The organism is Paraburkholderia atlantica (assembly GCF_000092885.1).
Lineage (GTDB): Bacteria > Pseudomonadota > Gammaproteobacteria > Burkholderiales > Burkholderiaceae > Paraburkholderia > Paraburkholderia atlantica.
In genome coordinates this window covers 748,409-765,948 of the sequence record NC_014118.1, presented here as the reverse complement: position 1 = coordinate 765,948, position 17,540 = coordinate 748,409, and the positions used below count along the sequence as shown (strand labels likewise).

At 65.5% G+C, this 17,540-nt stretch carries 19 protein-coding genes; 9 read left to right on the top strand and 10 right to left on the bottom strand.

Annotation, left to right across the window (positions count from 1 at the left end):
• Nucleotides 1-72: 72 nt before the first annotated feature.
• The 3 genes from BC1002_RS19500 to BC1002_RS19490 all read right to left on the bottom strand — a co-directional run bounded on the left by BC1002_RS19500 (nucleotide 73) and on the right by BC1002_RS19490 (nucleotide 1,946).
• Complete coding sequence (locus BC1002_RS19500) at nucleotides 73-1,092, bottom strand: class I fructose-bisphosphate aldolase (RefSeq protein ID WP_013091704.1); 1,020 nt, start codon at nucleotides 1,090-1,092, stop codon at nucleotides 73-75.
• Between the two features lie 98 nt (nucleotides 1,093-1,190).
• Nucleotides 1,191-1,610, bottom strand: coding sequence for a secondary thiamine-phosphate synthase enzyme YjbQ (locus tag BC1002_RS19495; protein WP_013091703.1), 420 nt, complete (start codon nucleotides 1,608-1,610; stop codon nucleotides 1,191-1,193).
• 15 nt (nucleotides 1,611-1,625) lie between these two features.
• The gene (locus BC1002_RS19490) at nucleotides 1,626-1,946 is read right to left on the bottom strand and encodes a thioredoxin family protein (protein ID WP_013091702.1); all 321 of its coding nucleotides are present in this window, start codon (nucleotides 1,944-1,946) and stop codon (nucleotides 1,626-1,628) included.
• 172 nt (nucleotides 1,947-2,118) lie between these two features.
• On the opposite strand from BC1002_RS19490, the gene BC1002_RS19485 reads away from it, so the two are divergent.
• From BC1002_RS19485 to BC1002_RS19465, 5 genes are all read left to right on the top strand, one after another.
• Nucleotides 2,119-2,415 carry a DUF2628 domain-containing protein gene (locus tag BC1002_RS19485; protein ID WP_013091701.1) on the top strand — a complete coding sequence of 99 codons (297 nt, stop codon included), beginning with the start codon at nucleotides 2,119-2,121 and terminating at the stop codon, nucleotides 2,413-2,415.
• Nucleotides 2,416-2,491: 76 nt separating this feature from the next.
• Nucleotides 2,492-2,935: a hypothetical protein gene (locus tag BC1002_RS19480; RefSeq protein WP_013091700.1), complete on the top strand. Its 444-nt coding sequence runs from the start codon at nucleotides 2,492-2,494 to the stop codon at nucleotides 2,933-2,935.
• 234 nt (nucleotides 2,936-3,169) lie between these two features.
• Nucleotides 3,170-4,513: a sugar efflux transporter gene (locus BC1002_RS19475; RefSeq protein ID WP_013091699.1), complete on the top strand. Its 1,344-nt coding sequence runs from the start codon at nucleotides 3,170-3,172 to the stop codon at nucleotides 4,511-4,513.
• Between the two features lie 224 nt (nucleotides 4,514-4,737).
• The gene (gene gnd, locus BC1002_RS19470; protein ID WP_013091698.1) at nucleotides 4,738-5,772 is read left to right on the top strand and encodes a phosphogluconate dehydrogenase (NAD(+)-dependent, decarboxylating); all 1,035 of its coding nucleotides are present in this window, start codon (nucleotides 4,738-4,740) and stop codon (nucleotides 5,770-5,772) included.
• 36 nt (nucleotides 5,773-5,808) lie between these two features.
• Nucleotides 5,809-6,507, top strand: coding sequence for an HAD family hydrolase (locus tag BC1002_RS19465; protein WP_013091697.1), 699 nt, complete (start codon nucleotides 5,809-5,811; stop codon nucleotides 6,505-6,507).
• Nucleotides 6,508-6,570: 63 nt separating this feature from the next.
• Here the strand turns inward: BC1002_RS19465 and BC1002_RS19460 are convergent, their stop codons facing one another.
• The gene (locus BC1002_RS19460) at nucleotides 6,571-7,110 is read right to left on the bottom strand and encodes an ankyrin repeat domain-containing protein (RefSeq protein WP_013091696.1); all 540 of its coding nucleotides are present in this window, start codon (nucleotides 7,108-7,110) and stop codon (nucleotides 6,571-6,573) included.
• Nucleotides 7,111-7,573: 463 nt separating this feature from the next.
• On the opposite strand from BC1002_RS19460, the gene BC1002_RS19455 reads away from it, so the two are divergent.
• Together BC1002_RS19455 and BC1002_RS19450 are read left to right on the top strand one after the other, a co-directional pair.
• Nucleotides 7,574-9,967: a phosphoketolase family protein gene (locus tag BC1002_RS19455; protein WP_013091694.1), complete on the top strand. Its 2,394-nt coding sequence runs from the start codon at nucleotides 7,574-7,576 to the stop codon at nucleotides 9,965-9,967.
• Between the two features lie 10 nt (nucleotides 9,968-9,977).
• On the top strand, nucleotides 9,978-11,129 hold the full coding sequence (locus BC1002_RS19450) for an acetate/propionate family kinase (RefSeq protein WP_013091693.1): 1,152 nt from the start codon (nucleotides 9,978-9,980) through the stop codon (nucleotides 11,127-11,129).
• A gap of 14 nt (nucleotides 11,130-11,143) precedes the next feature.
• Here the strand turns inward: BC1002_RS19450 and BC1002_RS19445 are convergent, their stop codons facing one another.
• Nucleotides 11,144-11,398, bottom strand: a complete 255-nt coding sequence (locus tag BC1002_RS19445) for a BON domain-containing protein (protein ID WP_013091692.1) — start codon at nucleotides 11,396-11,398, stop codon at nucleotides 11,144-11,146.
• A 138-nt stretch (nucleotides 11,399-11,536) separates the two neighbouring features.
• Here BC1002_RS19445 and BC1002_RS19440 point away from each other — a divergent pair, with 138 nt between their 5' ends.
• Both BC1002_RS19440 and BC1002_RS19435 read left to right on the top strand, forming a co-directional pair.
• Nucleotides 11,537-11,932 carry a PaaI family thioesterase gene (locus BC1002_RS19440; RefSeq protein ID WP_013091691.1) on the top strand — a complete coding sequence of 132 codons (396 nt, stop codon included), beginning with the start codon at nucleotides 11,537-11,539 and terminating at the stop codon, nucleotides 11,930-11,932.
• Nucleotides 11,933-12,064: 132 nt separating this feature from the next.
• Nucleotides 12,065-12,760, top strand: a complete 696-nt coding sequence (locus tag BC1002_RS19435) for a YceH family protein (protein WP_013091690.1) — start codon at nucleotides 12,065-12,067, stop codon at nucleotides 12,758-12,760.
• A gap of 42 nt (nucleotides 12,761-12,802) precedes the next feature.
• On the opposite strand, the gene BC1002_RS19430 is transcribed toward BC1002_RS19435, so the two are convergent.
• From BC1002_RS19430 to BC1002_RS19410, 5 genes are all read right to left on the bottom strand, one after another.
• The gene (locus tag BC1002_RS19430; RefSeq protein WP_013091689.1) at nucleotides 12,803-13,321 is read right to left on the bottom strand and encodes an SLATT domain-containing protein; all 519 of its coding nucleotides are present in this window, start codon (nucleotides 13,319-13,321) and stop codon (nucleotides 12,803-12,805) included.
• 22 nt (nucleotides 13,322-13,343) lie between these two features.
• Nucleotides 13,344-14,387: a rod shape-determining protein gene (locus tag BC1002_RS19425; RefSeq protein WP_013091688.1), complete on the bottom strand. Its 1,044-nt coding sequence runs from the start codon at nucleotides 14,385-14,387 to the stop codon at nucleotides 13,344-13,346.
• Between the two features lie 127 nt (nucleotides 14,388-14,514).
• Nucleotides 14,515-15,372 (bottom strand): IclR family transcriptional regulator, encoded by an 858-nt coding sequence (locus BC1002_RS19420; protein WP_013091687.1) that lies wholly within the window; start codon nucleotides 15,370-15,372, stop codon nucleotides 14,515-14,517.
• 85 nt (nucleotides 15,373-15,457) lie between these two features.
• Nucleotides 15,458-16,186, bottom strand: a complete 729-nt coding sequence (locus BC1002_RS19415) for an SDR family NAD(P)-dependent oxidoreductase (protein ID WP_013091686.1) — start codon at nucleotides 16,184-16,186, stop codon at nucleotides 15,458-15,460.
• A 13-nt stretch (nucleotides 16,187-16,199) separates the two neighbouring features.
• A complete protein-coding gene (locus tag BC1002_RS19410; protein ID WP_013091685.1) occupies nucleotides 16,200-17,501 on the bottom strand; it encodes an MFS transporter in 1,302 nt (433 codons plus the stop codon).
• Nucleotides 17,502-17,540: the final 39 nt, after the last annotated feature.

Below are 17,540 nucleotides of genomic sequence, written 5' to 3'. Positions count from 1 at the left end.
ATCCGGCGTGTCGGCTCCGGCCTTTTTGTACAAAAGCGTGATGACGGGCGATTTGCGCTTCGCCCGCCAGCGTCAATCCTTTTCCATCGAAGCGTCGTACTTGCCGAGCGCGGCCGCGCCATTCAGACGCGCGCGCTTGAGCAGCGCCTGCTGCGCCTCTTTCACGTTGCCCGGCTGGCCACGCCACGCATTCAGCGGCGGTTCCTGCAACGCTCGCCCATACGAAAAGCTCAGATTCCACGGCAGCGCGCCGAGCCGGTTCATCGCGCCGAGATTGGCGGTGGCCTCCTCGGGCGACTGTCCGCCCGACAGGAACACGAGACCCGGCACCGAAGAGGGCACCGTGCGCATCAGCACGCGCACGGTCGCCGCCGCGATATGCGCTGTGCTCGACTGCTGCTGATGCTCGGAGCCGGCCAGCACCATGCTCGGCTTCAGCACGATATGTTCGAGCACCACGCGATGCCGATGCAGCGCATGAAACACCTCGTGCAACACGGCCTCGGTCACTTCCGCGCAACGCTCGATCGTGTGATCGCCGTCCATCAGCACCTCGGGTTCGACGATCGGCACGATGCCGGCTTCCTGGCTGATCGCCGCGTAGCGTGCGAGCGAATCGGCGTTCGCCTCGATCGCGAGGCGGCTCGGCAGGCTGTCGGTGATGTTGTAGACCGCGCGCCACTTCGCGAAGCGCGCGCCTTGCCGCTTGTAATCGACGAAGCGTTTGGCGAGACCGTCGAGGCCTTCGGTGATCTCGTCGCCGGGAGCGAGCGCGAGCGGCACCTTGCCGAGGTCGACCTTGATGCCCGGCACGATGCCGTTCGCCGCGGCCACTTGCGGGAACGGCGTGCCGTCGTCGGCTTTCTGGCCAAGCGTTTCCTGGTAGAGGATCACGCCGCTCACGAACTCGCCGAGGCCGGGTGTCGTCAGCAGCAGGTTGCGATACGCGCGACGGTTTTCTTCGGTCGATTCGAGGCCGATCGTCTTGAAGCGTTTGGCGATCGTCGGGCCGCTTTCGTCGGCGGCGAGAAGACCCTTGCCCGGTTGAACCATCGCCTTGACGGTGGCTTGCAGCTCGCTACGGGTGTCCATGAGGTGTGCTCCCTTGGGTAGGCTCCGTACGATGCGGTGTGCGGAGAAATGCCGGTGACAGTTTCCTTTGCGTGACGAGTGGGTGCGAAAGCGGACTCTTATTCGCCGAGCAGATGCAGCACGATATCGCGCGGCTGTGGGTGACGCCGATGTTCGAACAGATAGAGCCCCTGCCATGTGCCGAGCACCATCCTTCCATGCTCGACGGGCACGGACAACTGCACCTGCGTGAGCGCCGTGCGCAGATGCGCGGGCATATCGTCGGGACCTTCGGTGTCGTGCTCGTAGCGCGTGTCGTCTTCGGGCGCGAGGCTCTCGAAATAGCGCTGCAGATCGCGCCGCACCGATGGATCGGCGTTCTCCTGAATCAGCAGCGACGCCGACGTATGCCGGCAAAACACCGTCAGCAATCCTGTACGAATGTCGGTATCGTCGACGAAGCGGCGCGCGTCGTCGGTAAATTCGACCAGGCCGCGGCCACGGGCCTGGACACTCAGATGATGGATGACCTGGCGCATGATGGAGCTCGAATCTCAGAGCGACGCGAACGCGTCCTCGATGTCCTCGGCGCTGCGTGGCCGCACCACGCGCGCGACCTCGGCGCCGTCGCGCATCAGCACGAGCGTCGGCCACAGCTTGACCTTGAACGAGCGCCCGAGCGGGCGGCCGGGACCGTCCTCGATCTTCAGATGCCGCAGGCCCGCGTGCGGCGCGAGCGCCTGCCGGATCGAGGCCTGCGCGCCCTGGCAATAGCCGCACCAGTCGGTGCCGAATTCGACGACGGTGGCGCCGGGCAGCGAGTCGAGCTCGGCGCGGGAAGGGGCTTTCGGGGAATAGGGTGTCGGGGAGGTCATGCGTGCTCCGCTCGTGATCGTGATCTGCCAAGCGTAGCAGCTATGCCGCGGATCGTCAGCGCAGCGGCCGTATGCAGCCGATGCGCGTGATGTCGCCGCGGCATGTTAAAAAGCGGTGCGCGCGTGCTCGACCGATCGACGCGCCGCGCCATCGCACGAAACCTCGCAAAACATGAACGCACGAATCTATCTGCAACATCCGCAGCACAAGGACGCTATCGCGGTCGCGACCGGCTTCAGTTGGGGCGCGTGCCTGCTCGGCTTCATCTGGGCGCTGTCGAAGAGAATGTGGTTCGCCGCGTTCGTGATGCTCGGCATCAACGTGATCCTGCTCGGCATCGGTGTGTGGGGCGAGACGGCCGATCTGATCGGCTTCGTGCTGTCAATCGTGTTCGCGGTCGTGTGTGGCGCGTATGGCAACCGATGGCATCGGTGGACGCTCGAACAGCGCGGCTACGTCGTCGTGTGATGCGTTCGCTGGAGTGGGGATTGCTGCACGCTGGCGTGTGATCGAAGCTGAGTTCAATCCGTGATGGAGGCGTTTCATGCTCATTGCATCGACAGTCGCTGGTCTCACCGTGTCCTTGGGGTTCCTGGCGATCGCGCCGCTCGCCCACGCCGCCGACGCGGCGCCCCCCGCCACGATCGCGGCCACCCCAGCCACACCAACGTCCGCTCCCGCCGACGACACCTTCCTGCTGACGATCTTCCTGCGCCACGACGAATCGAAGCCGCTGCCGAAGATCAACGATCAACTGCGCGAGCAGGGCTTCTTCAAGACCTTCCCACCGCCCGGCATCGAAGTCGTGTCGTGGTACGTGATGATGGGCATCGGACAGGTGGTGACGCTGCGCGTGCCCGCGAGCCGGCTGCGCGAAGTGAACCGCGCGATCGAATCGACCGCGTGGGGCGGCTATCACACCGAGTTCTATCCGACCTACGACTACAAGGCGCAGGCGCAGCAAATGCGCGCAACTGAGGGCAAGTAGCGGCGAGCGTGCCGGCAGCTTGCCGCTAACGGCACGCATCGCCACGGCACGACGCGAGCAGTCCGATGCACGCGTGCGCCTTCCTCGTTTGGGACGGCCTGTGAGCGGGTTTACGCGAGCCGCGCTCCGGGTCGATAATGCCCCGGTCGTTTTGGCCCCGAGCCCGCGACGCCTAACGTGCCGTCGAGCGCATTGAAGCGCAACGCGGCCCGCTCCACCTGACCCTCCGTCCCCGTGTTGAAAACTGCGCGTTTTTTCGACCTGCTTCGCATTCCTGGCTTCAAGCCGCTCGCTGCCGCCACCCTGATGCTCGGTGTGGCGATGTCCTTCACCGCACCGTATCTGTCTCTGTTCGGCATCGAACGCGCCGGCATGACGCCGTTCCGGCTCGGCGTATTCATGACGCTGATCGCCGCCAGCGGCGTGCTCGCGAGCACGGCCGCCGGGCGCTGGAGCGACAGGAGCGGGCGCCATCGACCGTTGTTGCTGGCGGCGCTGATCCTGGCCGCGCTCGGCTACCTGTGTCTGTGCGTGGTGCGCGATTACCGGCTGCTGCTGGTTGTCGGTATCGTGTTCATCGGCGCGGGCGGCTCGGCGATTTCGATGGTGTTCTCGTTCAGCCGCGCGGCGCTGCCGGTGCCGGACCCCGCCGAGCGCGTGTTCGCCAGCGCGACGCTGCGCACGATCCTGTCGGCCGCATGGGTGTTCGGGCCGTCGGTCGGCGCGCTGGTGCTCGCCGCGACCAGTTTCACCGGGCTGTTCCTGTTCGCGGCCGCGAGCTTCGCGACCTGCGGCTTCATCGTCTGGCGCATGCAGGAGCCGCAGAGCCATCTCGGCGATCACACGGTCGAAGACACCGCTTCCGAGCCGTCCGCGTCGATCACAGTGCCGCCGCTGAGGCAGCCCGGCGAGGATGCGCACGAAACGCTGCCGGCCGCGTCGGCGAACGACATCCTGCGCTCGGTGACCGCGCTGACCTTGCTCGGCCTCGCCGCGAACGCGACGATGATCGTGCTGCCGCTCTACATCGTGCACGGGCTGAACGGCACGCATCTCGACGTGTCGGTGATGCTCGGTCTCGGCGCGCTGACCGAGATCCCGATGATGCTCGCGCTCGGCGCGAAGTCGTCGTCGCTGCACAAGCCGAACTGGCTTGCCGCGTGCGCGGCCGTGCACGCGGTCTACTTCGTCGCGATGTCGCTGGCCGGCAGCGTCAGCGTGCTGATCCCGATGCAGATGCTGAACGCGTTCGTGGTCGCCGTGACCTCATGCCTCGGCATGACCTACGTGCAGGATCTGATGCCGCATTCGCCCGGGCGCGCGACCGCGCTGTTCTTCAATGCGGCGCGGGTCGGCTCGATCCTGTCGGGGGTGCTGTCCGGGCTGCTCGTGCAGGCGTTCAGCTATCGCGGCACGTTCCTGTTTTGCGGATTGCTGGGGCTGTGCGCGCTCGTGCTGTTCGCGGTGCCCGGCTATCGCTATCCGGTGATGTGGCGCGCGGTCAAGCGCTTCGCGGCTGAGCAATACGCGAAGCTGGCCGCGCGCCGCGGCACGCGCGTGCCCGAGCGCAGCGAATGACGCCCGACGCCGCCGCGTTCGCTTTCGCGCGGATGCGGCGCGTCTCCAGCCGCGTGAAACTTCGAGCCGCGCCGCCCCGCTGCAAAAAAGTGCGGCTTCCTTCGATACATTCGGCGTAGCTCGCGACATAGCGCCTATGCTTAAGGGCAGCCACGCCGCCGCAACACGACGACACGACGACCAGAAAATCGGACAGCGCAACGCAGCATCTTTCGGAGCGAGCTATGCAGCTAGGCATGATTGGATTGGGACGGATGGGCGCCGACATGGTGCGGCGCCTGACCAGCGGCGCTCAGCAATGCATCGTGTACGACGTGCAGCCGGCGGCGGTCGACAGGCTGAAGCAGGAAGGCGTGGCCGGCGCGAGCTCGCTCGAAGACCTCGTCGCGAAGCTCGCCAGGCCGCGCGCCGTGTGGCTGATGGTGCCCGCCGCGGTGGTCGACGCGACACTCGACAAGCTGGCGCCGCTGCTCGAACCCGGCGACATCGTGATCGACGGCGGTAACTCCTACTATCACGACGACATCCGCCGCGGCCAGCAGCTCGGCGCGCGCCAGCTTCACTATGTGGACGTCGGCACGAGCGGCGGCGTCGCGGGGCGCGAGCGGGGCTACTGCCTGATGATCGGCGGCGAGGCCGAGGTCGTCAAACGGCTCGAACCGATCTTCTCGGCGCTGGCGCCCGGCGTGGGCACCGCAAGCGCGACGCCGGGCCGAGCGGCGGGCGCGAGCACCGCCGAGCAGGGCTTTCTGCATTGCGGCCCGCAAGGCGCGGGGCATTTCGTCAAGATGGTTCATAACGGCATCGAGTACGGGCTGATGGCCGCCTACGCCGAGGGTCTGAACGTGCTGCGCCACGCCGACGCCGGCCGCCACGCGCGCGAAGCCGATGCCGAAACGTCGCCGCTGCGCCGCCCCGAGCTGTATCAGTACGATCTGAATCTCGCGGATATCACGGAGGTCTGGCGGCGCGGCAGCGTGATCGGCTCGTGGCTGCTCGACCTGATCGCCGGCTCGCTCGCCAGCGACACCGAGCTGAAAGGCTACGCGGGCCGCGTATCGGATTCCGGCGAGGGGCGCTGGACCGTCGCGGCGGCGATCGACGAAGGCGTGCCGACGCCGGTGCTCAGCGCGGCGCTGTTCGCCCGCTTCAGTTCGCGCGGAGAAGCCGATTTCGCGAACCGCGTGCTGTCGGCGATGCGGCACGATTTCGGCGGCCACGCGGAAAAACCCGTCGCGCCGGACGGCGGGCTGAAGTAGCCGAGGCGATCCACGAACCTGCCACGAGGAACCGCGATGCCAGTCACCTCCGCCACGCCGCACGATGTCGTGTTTCTGTTCGATTGCGATAACACGCTGCTCGACAACGATCACGTGCTGCAGGATCTGCGCGCGCACATGATGGGGCAGTTCGGCGAAGAGAACAGTGCCCGCTATTGGGAAATCTTCGAGAACCTGCGCACCGAACTCGGCTACGCCGACTACCTTGGCGCGCTGCAGCGCTACCGGACCGAGCATCCACGCGACACGCGCCTGCTGCTGATGTCGTCGTTCCTGATCGAGTATCCGTTTGCGAACCGGCTCTATCCGGGTGCGCTCGACGCGCTGCGTCATGTCGGCAAGTACGGGCCGACGGTGATCCTGTCGGATGGCGACGTGGTGTTCCAGCCGCGCAAGATTTCGCGCTCGGGCCTGTGGGACGAAGTCGAAGGGCGCGTGCTGATTTACATCCACAAGGAGTTGATGCTCGATCAGGTGATGGATTGCTATCCGGCGCGCCATTACGTGATGGTCGACGACAAGCTGCGGATTCTGAGCGCGATGAAGAAGGCTTGGGGCACGGAGCTGACGACCGTGTTTCCGCGCCAGGGACACTATGCATTCGATGCGAAGGAGATCGCGAACAATCCGCCCGCGGACGTGAGCGTCGGGCGAATCGGCGAGTTGGCGGAGATCGACGCGGAGACGCTGTTGCGCAGCGCGAAGGGCAGTTAGGCGGCGCCGCGTGCGACGTGCGGGCGCCGCCTCATGGATAAAGCCGCGGGTGAAGTCGCGGGATTAAGCGCCGAGCGCTTTCAGGCGCGCCTGGGTATCGGCGGCGCCCATCCGGGCGGCGGCATCGGCGGCGCTGACGCCGTTCGCGTCGCGCGCATGCGGGTCCGCGCCGTGCGCGAGCAGCAGATCGACGATTGCGGTGCGGTTGAACATCGCGGCGATCATCAGCGCGGTGCGGCCATCGGGCGATGCGCCTTCGACGTCGGCGCCATGCGTGAGCAAGGTTTCGATCACTTTATCGAAGCCCTTGAACGCGGCGCCCGCGATCGGCGTCTGTCCCGCGTCGTTGCGCAGGTTCGCATCGGCGCCCTGTTCGAGCAGCGTGCGCACCGCGTCGACGTGGCCGTGGTAGCTCGCCAGCATCAGCAGGCTGTCGCCGCGTTCGTTGCGAAGATTCGGCGGCACGCCTTTTTCGATGACGGCGGCGAGCATCGTCGCATCGCCGCGTCGCGCGAGGTCGAAGACTTCGCGGGCGAGCGCCTGCAAATCAGGATCAGGTTGCGAAGCGGACGGGTTGTTGGTGTGGTCGCTGTGATTGGCCAAGGCTCTCTCCTTGCGTTGAATGAGCGGCGCGATGCAAATGTCGCGCCCGGTCTTTCAGAGAGCATACATATTCCGCGGCGCTCGCGTCCACATGCTGCCAGCGGCGCCGCTGTGCTAGGCGTGGCTGAACAGCTTGACCAGCAGCCCGAATACGCCTATCGGTATTCCGACCGCCACGAACGTCAACACGAGCGTAAGGACCAGAACCTTAAGCACTTTGAGCGCACTGGGAGATGTCGACATGGCGGCCATTGACCTGAGACAGAGGATCACGAAAAGAAAGCAGACAGCGCAAGGCAATTGCAGTACGAATGCCACATTCAGCGCGAGATACTGCGAGGGCTAGAAACATTCGCCCCGGTTTGAGCAGCTTAGTACATTCGACCCGTGCCCTACGGCTTCGTTTCGCGTGCACCGCATCATTCGCCAACCAGCCTGACAATTCTTTTCGAGGAGTGACGCCATGGCCGAAGCAACCTCGCATCCCACCCCACCGCAAGTTCTGGACCCCGATACGCTGCGCAACCTCGATCGCTACTGGCGCGCATGCAATTATCTGTCGGTCGGCATGATCTATCTGCGCGACAACCCGCTGTTGCGCGAACCGCTGAAGCCCGAGCACATCAAGAACCGGCTGCTCGGCCACTGGGGTTCCGACGCCGGTCAGAGCTTCGTGCTCGTGCATCTGAACCGGCTGATTCGCAAACACGATCTCGACATGATCTTTCTGTCCGGCCCCGGTCACGGCGCGCCGGCGAGTCTCGCGCACTGCTATCTGGAAGGCACCTACTCGGAGGTCTATCCGGACCGCAGCGAGGACGAAGACGGCATGCGGCGCTTTTTCCGGCAATTCTCGTTCCCGGGCGGCATCGGTTCGCATTGCACGCCGGAGACGCCGGGCTCGATTCACGAAGGCGGCGAGCTCGGCTACTGCCTGTCGCACGGCTACGGCGCCGCGTTCGACAATCCTGAGCTGATCGTCACCGTGATGATCGGCGACGGCGAAGCGGAGACCGGGCCGCTCGCCACCTCGTGGCATTCGAACAAATTCCTGAACCCGATCCGCGACGGCGCGGTGCTGCCCGTGCTGCATCTGAACGGCTACAAGATCGCCAATCCGACGCTGCTCGCGCGCATTCCGCATGAAGAGCTCGAGGCGTTGATGGTCGGTTACGGGCACAAGCCATATTTCGTCGAAGGCGACGATCCCGACACGATGCATCAGCAGATGGCGGCGACGCTCGAACAATGCATCAGCGAGATTCGCGCGATCCAGCAGAACGCGCGGCAGAACAACGACACCACGCGGCCGCGCTGGCCGATGATCGTGCTGCGCTCGCCGAAGGGCTGGACCGGGCCGAAAGAAGTGGACGGTCACAAAGTGGAAGGGTCCTGGCGCTCGCATCAGGTGCCGGTGGCCGATGCGGTGACCAATCGCAAGAGTCTGAAGATCGTCGAGGATTGGCTGCGCAGCTACGGTCCCGAAACGCTGTTCGATGCGAACGGCCGGCTCGTCGAAGAACTGCGCGCGCTCGCGCCCGAAGGCGCGCGCCGCATCAGCGCGAATCCGCACGCGAACGGCGGGCTGCTGTGCAAGATGCTCGACATGCCGTCGTTCCGCGATTACGCGGTGGCCGTGAAGAAACCGGCGGCGGGGTATACGTCGCCGACCGCGGTGCTCGGCACCTTCCTGCGCGACGTGATGCGCAAGAACATGTCGAACTTCCGGCTGTTCGGTCCCGATGAAACGTCGAGCAATAAGCTGCATGCGGTTTATGAAGTGTCGGGCAAGACCTGGCTCGATCCCCTCGAACCGAGCGACGCCGACGGAGGCCACCTGTCGGCCGACGGCCGCGTGATGGAGATGCTCAGCGAGCACACGCTCGAAGGCTGGCTGGAAGGCTATAACCTGACCGGCCGTCATGGGCTCTTCGCGACCTACGAAGCGTTCGTGCACGTGATCGACTCGATGTTCAACCAGCACGCGAAATGGCTCGAAAAATCCAAGCGCGAGCTCGGCTGGCGGCAGCCGGTGCCGTCGCTCAATCTGCTGATCACGTCGATCGTGTGGCGCCAGGATCACAACGGTTTCACGCACCAGGACCCCGGTTTTCTCGACGTGGTCACGAACAAGAGCCCGGATGTGGTGCGCATTTACCTGCCGCCCGATGCGAACTGTCTGCTGAGCGTTGGCGACCACTGCCTGCGCTCGCGCGACTACGTCAACGTGATCGTGTCCGACAAGCAGCCGCATCTGGATTATCTCGACATGGACGCGGCCGTCATTCACTGCACCAAAGGTATCGGCATCTGGGACTGGGCGTCGACCGATCAGGGCGCCGAGCCCGACGTCGTGATGGCGTGCGCGGGCGACATCGCGACGATGGAAGCGCTCGCCGCGGTGCAGATCCTGAAGGAGCACTGCCCGACGCTGAAGATCCGCTTCGTCAACGTGGTCGATCTGTTCCGCCTGATGCCCGAGCATGCGCATCCGCATGGACTGTCCGACCGCGATTTCGATTCGCTGTTTACGACCGACAAACCGGTGATCTTCAACTTCCACGCGTATGCGGCGCTCGTGCACAAGCTCACGTACAACCGCAAGAACCACGGCAACATGCACGTGCATGGCTACAACGAGAGGGGCAACATCAATACCCCGCTCGAACTCGCGATCATCAACGGCGTCGACCGCTTCACGCTGGCGATCGATGCGATCGATCGCGTGCCGACGCTGCGGGGCGTCGGCGATCATACGAAGGAGTGGCTGCGCGGGCAGATCATCGAGCATCTCGCGTATGCGCACGAAGAAGGGATCGACAAGGAGGAAATCCGTAACTGGACGTGGAAAGGCTGAGGGGGACACCATGCACGACCACGATCAGGAACGGACGATTCTGGTGCTGAACAGTGGGTCGTCGTCGCTGAAGTTCGGGCTTTTCGCACCCTCGGCCGACGACGAAACGCTGCTGCTCGAAGGCGCGGCCGAGGGCATCGGCCGCACCGACGGCCGACTGCGGATCAAGGCGGCCGATGGTCGCGTGCTGTTGCAGCAGGACCAAAAGCTCGACTCGCAGACCGAGGCGCTGCAACAGCTTTCGCAGCTGCTCGTGCAACAGCATCATGCGCGGCCCTCGGCGGTCGGGCATCGCGTCGTGCATGGCGGCCCGCGTCTGCGCACGCACCAGCGCATCACCGACGACGTGCGCCGTCAGTTGCTCGACGCGCTGCACTTCGCGCCACTGCATATCCCGCCGGCACTCGAGTTGATCAACGAAGCCACGCAGATTTTCCGCGACGCTACGCATTACGCGTGCTTCGACACGGCGTTTCACGCGACGCTGCCGCCGCGCGCCGCGCAACTCCCGCTGCCGCGCCGTTATGCGGACGCTGGCGTGATCCGCTACGGCTTTCACGGGCTGTCGTACGAATCGCTGGTCAAGCAACTCGGCGCGGCATTGCCGTCGCGCGCGGTGTTCGCGCATCTCGGCAATGGAGCGAGCCTGTGCGCGCTGCTCGACGGCCGCTCGGTCGACACGACGATGGGCCTGACGCCGACCGGCGGCATCCCGATGGGCACGCGCAGCGGTGACCTCGATCCGGGCGTGCTGCTGTATCTGATGCGCGCGGAACGACTCGACGCCGATGCGCTGGACACGCTGCTCAATCGCCAGAGCGGTCTGGCCGGGTACGCGGACGGCGAAAGCGACATGCAAGCGCTGCAAAAAAGCGCGGCGAACGGCGATGCGCACGCGTCGCTCGCGCTCGATGCGTTTGCAACCGGAGTGCGCAAGACGATCGGCGGATACGCGGCACTGCTCGGCGGCATCGATCTACTCGTGTTTACCGGCGGGATCGGCGAGCACAGCGCCGAGGTTCGGCGGCGTGTATGCGACGGGCTTGCGTTTCTTGGGCTCGTCGAGGGCGATCCGGTGGGCAAGGTGAGGGTGCTGCATACCGAGGAGGAGAAGCAGATCGCGCGGCATTGCCGGGAACTGCTGCAAGCCGGCGAGAGCTGACCCCTTGAGCCGCGTTATGCCGACTTGATAACGGTCCGGTCCGCGATGCCGGTGACGCCGAACAACCGCGTCACGTCTTCGAGCATCGCGGTGCGCTGAGCTTCGCTCTGAAGCTCGCCCGACAGCGTGATGCGCCCGCGCGCGACCTTCACGCGCACGGCGCGCGGCGGCACCGCCGAGTCCCACGCGAGACGGCGCGCCGCCTCGGTGGCGATCTGCGCGTCGGTCAGGCGGGCAGACTCGCCAGATTTCGAGCTAGCGGAGCGCATGGAGTCTCCACGAAACAGAATGTCCATCCCTTCACACTAGCAGATGCGGCGGGATTTGCCCGCGTGCGCGCCTGGCCGCTGCCGCCGCGTGATCGCGGGTATGCTCACGGCTCGTTACGACCCGCCAGGGCCCGAATCATGTCCGACTTTCCCATCGACAACCCGTTTCTCGAATCGCTCGGCGTGCGGCTGACGCAATGGCGCGACGGCTACGCTGAGCTGCTGATGCCGATCGACGCGAGCAAGCTCAATCGTCAGGGCGTGCTGCAAGGCGGCGCGATCGCAACGCTGCTCGATGCCGCCGCGGGCTACGCGGGCCTGTATGCGCAGCCGGGACAACCGGCGCGGCATGGCTTCACGCTGTCGCTGACCACCAACTATCTGGACAAGGGGCTCGGCGCGACGGTCACCGCGAAGGGCTTTCTCGAACGCGCGGGCCGCTCGATTTTCTTTTCGCGCGCGGAAGCGTGGGTGGACGGCAAGCTGCTGATCGCGAGCGCACAGGGCACCTTCAAGTATTCGAAGACCGCCTGACGCGCGACGGCGCGGCCAGCGCAGATTCCCCCACCGCGCGGGCCGCGCCGCGTTTATCATAGTGGCCACCTGATAGAACGCGCCGTCCCGCCGCGAACGGCGCGCGCATCTTCCACGAGACCACGCATCCCCATGAATTCGACCCCCGACGCTCCTTCCCGACCCTCGCTGCGCGCGCTGACCGCGCTCGAAGGACGTGTTCTCGGTGTGCTCGTCGAAAAACAGAACACAGTACCCGACAGTTATCCGCTATCGCTGAACGCGCTGACGCTCGGCTGCAATCAGAAGACCGGCCGCGCGCCGGTGATGAACGCGACCGATGCCGAGGTGCTGACCGCCGTCGACGGCTTGAAACGCCTGAGCCTCGTGTTCGAGGGCAGCAGCAGCCGGGTGCCGCGCTTCGAGCACAACATGAACCGCGTACTCGGACTGCCGGGACAGTCGATCGCGCTGTTGACCACGCTGCTGCTGCGCGGCCCACAAACGGCCGCCGAATTGCGCCTGAACAGCGCGCGTCTGCATGGTTTCGCCGATATCTCGTCGGTCGAGGCGTTTCTCGACGAGCTGGCCGCGAACGATCCGCCTCGCGTCGTCCGGCTGCCGCGCATGGCGGGCGAGCGCGAGAATCGCTGGATGCATCTGTTGTGCGGCGAGGTCAGCATCAGCGAAGCCGCGCAGTCGGCGGTCGCCGAGGACGACAGCGTGCCGCTGTCCGCATTCGAGGCGCTGAAGGCCGAGCAGAAGCGTCTCGCCGATGAAGTCAGCCGTCTGCAGGCCGTCGTGCGGCGCATGGCGGCCGAGCTGGGTATCAGCGCCGACGATTTGTGATCCGCAGCGAAGGCGGAAACGGAAACGAAGACGCCGTACGTTTTATGCGTCGCGTCGACGCGGCCTATCCGCCAGCAACGTACGCTGCGTGCGATAGAAGATCCGCGGCGGCACGTTCGGCGAGTCTTCGGCGAGACGGTCGAGTTCGGTACGGATCGCGGTGAGGTAGTGCGCTTCGCGCGCATCGGCGTCGCCGGCAAACACCGCTTCGAGCCGCCGGCGCACCGCGCCGTAGCGCGCACCGGCGGCGCGATGTTTCTCGGCACGCTCCGCATAGCGCAGGAACGTTTGCAGCGCGGCCGAAATCGCCGCCGTCACGCTGACGAGACCAACGAATATCCGCATTTCGAACGACACCGGCGGCACGCTCAACGACGCGAACACCGCCGTGCCGACGAACGCGGTCAGCGCGGTCACGAGCCAGCCCATGCGGCGCTCCCGCGCCGACAGCAGATCCGCCATGTCGTAATGGCTCATCTGCGATTCGCGCGCGCGGCGAATCCATTTCAACAGCAACTCGGTTTCATCGACGGGCGGCTCGTAGGCGGGCAGGGTCGTCATCGTTCAGTGGCTGGCGCGCGCGTCAATCATAGGAAAACGAGCTGCCGAACTTCTCGATCCTCTCCAGCGCCATGCCCGAACCGCGTACGACGCAGGTCAGCGGCGCCTCGGCGACGAACACCGGCAGGCCGGTTTCCTCGGCGAGCAGACGGTCGAGATCGCGCAGCAGGGCGCCGCCGCCCGCGAGCGTGATGCCGCGCTCGGCGATGTCCGCGCCGAGTTCCGGCGGCGTCTGTTCCAATGCGATCTTCACCGACGACACGATCTGGTTCAGCGGATCGGTCAGCGCTTCGAGAATTTCGTTGCTCGACACCGTGAAGCTGCGCGGAATGCCCTCGGACATGTTGCGGCCTTTGACTTCCATCTCCATGACCTCGGAGCCCGGAAACGCGGAGCCGATTTCCTTCTTGATCGCTTCGGCGGTCTGCTCGCCAATCAGCATGCCGTAGTTGCGGCGGATGTAGTTGACGATGGCGTCGTCGAACTTGTCGCCGCCGACGCGCACCGAACCCTTGTACACGATGCCGCCGAGCGAGATCACACCGACCTCGGTGGTGCCGCCGCCGATATCGACGACCATCGAGCCGGTCGCATCCGACACCGGCAGGCCGGCGCCCGTCGCGGCGGCCATCGGTTCCTCGATCAGATAGACCTGCGAGGCGCCCGCGCTATGCGCGGCCTCCTTGATCGCGCGACGCTCGACCTGGGTCGAACCGCAGGGCACGCAGATGATGATTCTCGGAGACGGTGCAAAAAGTCGCGACTCATGCGCCATCTGGATGAAGCGCTTGATCATCTGCTGGGTGATGTTGAAATCGGCGATCACGCCGTCTTTCATCGGCCGGATCGCTTCGATGTTGCCCGGGACCTTGCCGAGCATCTGCTTCGCTTCGCGGCCCACGGCGAGGATGATCTTCTTGCCGTTCGGCCCGCCTTCCTGGCGGATCGATACGACCGACGGCTCGTCGAGAACGATGCCCTTGCCGCGCATGTAGATCAGCGTGTTCGACGTGCCGAGGTCGATCGCGAGGTCGTTGGAAAAGTAGCCGCGCAGAAAACCGAACATGCGTATTCCTGTCTTTGCGAAGGCGGGCGCGTGAGCGCCGCCGGGAGCTTGTCGGGGTCTGCCGCTTGCACGCGGCGCGACAGCAAGAATAGCAGTTTATCGACGGCCGCGGCCGCACTATCGTCCGCTATCTGCCGCTCGCCGGGCCCAGCCGCGCCGCGATCGTGCGGCATGCCGCAAGCAGCGGCTCGATGTAAGTAGCTTGCACATCGTCGCGACGGCGGAAGGTCGGCATGCTGATGCTCACGCAGCCGGCCGCGCGGCCGTCCGGGCCGCGAATCGCGGCGCCGTAGCAGCAGATCGAATCTTCGTTCTCCTCGCGATCCTCCGCGTAGCCGCGTTGCGCAGTCGCATCGATCTCGCGGCGCACGTCGTCCAGGTCGGTCAGCGTGTGCTCGGTGAAACGCGCGAGTGGCGCGTTCTTCAGCAGCGCCTCGCGCTCGGCCACGGTGAGTGTCGCCAGATACGCCTTGCCGACCGAGCTCGACGTCAGCGACACGCGCGTGCCGATGCGCGAGGCCATGCGCACCGCATGCGGGCTTTCGAGCTTTTCGATGTAGACCATCTCGCCCTGGCTCGGCACCGCGAGGTGAATCGTCTCCGACGTGAGGTCGCGTAACGCCGTCAACGCATCGACGGCCGCGAGCCGCAGGTCCGAGCGCTCCCAGCTATGGCTCGCGAGATTGATCAGGCGCGGTCCGAGGCCGTAGGCATTGCCGCTGCCGCTCGCGATGATCAGCCCTTCGGCCTGCAATGCGGCGACGATGCGATGCACGGTCGGGCGAGGATAGCCGCTCGCCGCGCTCAGTTTCGCGACGTTGGGCGGAGTTGGCGCATCGGCGATCAGTTGCAGCACCGCGATGAACTTCGAGAACGCGGCGGCGCCGGCGACGGCCTTGGAGTCGGCCTTGTTTTCGGCGTGCCGGACGGCATCATGGCCGGCGGCGCCAGCGCGCGAAGAGGGTTTGGAAGCGGAACCGGGCATCACATAGAGGCAGGGCAGGGGTACGCAATTATGCCTTTATCGATGGCGTCAAACGAAGGTGGCGCCGCTTCACGCAACGATCCGATCACGCGACGAGATACCCGCCGTCGACCGGCACGATCGCTCCCGTCATGAACGACGCCGCCGGCGTGCAGAGAAACACCGCGACCTGCGCGACTTCTTGCGGCGTGCCCCAGCGACGCAGCGGCGTACGCTCGAGGATCGCCTGCGAGCGGCGATCGTCATCCTGCAACGCCTGCGTGAGCGGCGTTGCGATCCAGCCCGGCGCAACCGCATTGACGCGAATCCCGTCGGCCGCGTACGCGATCGCGAGCGACTTCGTTAGCTGCGCAACTGCGCCCTTGCTCGCGCTATAGGCGGGCACGAGACCGCCGCCGAAAAAACTCAGCATCGACGCCGTATTCACGATGCAGCCCGCCGACGCCTTCAACAAGTCGCGCGCGGCCGCGCACACCCGCATCGTGCCGTTCAGATTGATATCCATCACGCGTTCGAACACGTCGAGCCGATGTTCTTCGACGCGGCTGATCACGCCCGCACAGTTGACCACGATGTCGAGACGCTCGAATGCGTTCACCGCTGCGCTTACGGCGTCGCCCGAGCGCACATCCAGTGCAACGCGCGGAATCTCGCGATCGAGCGTCTCGGGTGCGCCTTCGGGCAGCGGCAAACCGGCTGCCACCGTGTGCGCCCCCAATTGCGCGAGCGCGTTGGCGATGGCCGCGCCGATGCCGGACAAGCCGCCGGTTACGAGCGCGGTCTTGCCTTCGAGTAGCTGATTCTGGAATGTCATGTGAGATGCCGCGTCAGGTGGGTTGGGTCTCGATCGAGCTGGCGAGCGGTGCGGGCGCCACTTCCTTGACGACGAACAGATAGACGAGCGCCGCCGCGAACGCAACCGCCGCGCTGATCAGCAGCGCGTTGACGAACGAATGCGTCTGATCGACGACGATGCCGGTGATCACCGGCGCGAACGAGCCGCCCAGATAGCCGCCGAAGTTCTGCATGCTGCCGAGCGACGCCACCAGATGGCGCGGCGCGGCGACGCTGACGAGCGCCCATGCGCTGCCGCTCGACAGGTTCACGAACAGCATCGCGAGCGACACGTAGACGATCGCGAGCGTCGTGCTCGGCGTGTAGGCGGCCGGCACCGTGAACGCGGCCGCGCCGACGAGACCGACGCACAGCGGCCACTTGCGGCTGCGGATCGGCGCCATGCCGCGCTTCAGCAGATAGTCGGCGATCACGCCGCTGCTCGCCATGCCGATCGTGCCGAATACATAGGGAATCGCGACGAGCCAGCCGGTGTGCGCGATGCTCAGATGACGCTCGCGCTCCAGATAGCCGGGCAGCCAGGTCAGATAGAGCCACACCATGTAGATCACGCCCATGAAGCCGAAGATCATCCCCCACGTGTTGCGCAGCTTGAACAGCGCGCCCCATTCGGCCCAGCTGAGGCCCTGCGGGTTTTCCTGGGCGGTCGAACCTTCGTTCAGATGCGCGGTTTCTGCTTCGGTCAGCGCGATTTCGCCGCGATTGCGATAGACGACGTACCAGGCGAGCGCGACGATGATGCCGACCACGCCCATGATGACGAACATCGTTCGCCATCCGAAGGCCAGCATCAGCACCGTGAGCAGCGGCGGTGCGATCATCGGCGCGATGGTGGATGACGAGATGAAGGTGCCGATCGGCGTGCCGCGCTCGCGTACCGCGAACCATTCGCTGACGACTTTCGCGCCGGCCGGAAACAGCGGCGCCTCGGCGATGCCGAGTACGACGCGCGCGGTCAGGAAGTGATTGAGCGTCTGGATGAAGCCGCCCGCCACCTGGGCGATCGACCACACGAGCATGCCGAGGCCGAGCATCACGCGCGAGCCGAAACGGTCGAGCAGTGCGCCGACCGGCAACTGCGCGAACGCATACGACAACGAGAACGCGGACAGCAGCAATCCCATCTGCGAAGCGGACAGATGCAACTCCTCGCTGACCAGATGGTTCGCGATCGACAACGTGCTGCGGTCGAGATAATTGACGATGCCCGCAACCGTCAGGAAGACGACGGCGACCACCTGGATACGTTTCAGACGCTGCGACTTCTGAAGCATGCTTGTCTCCTGCGCAATGTGTCCTGCTGTGGGGGATGG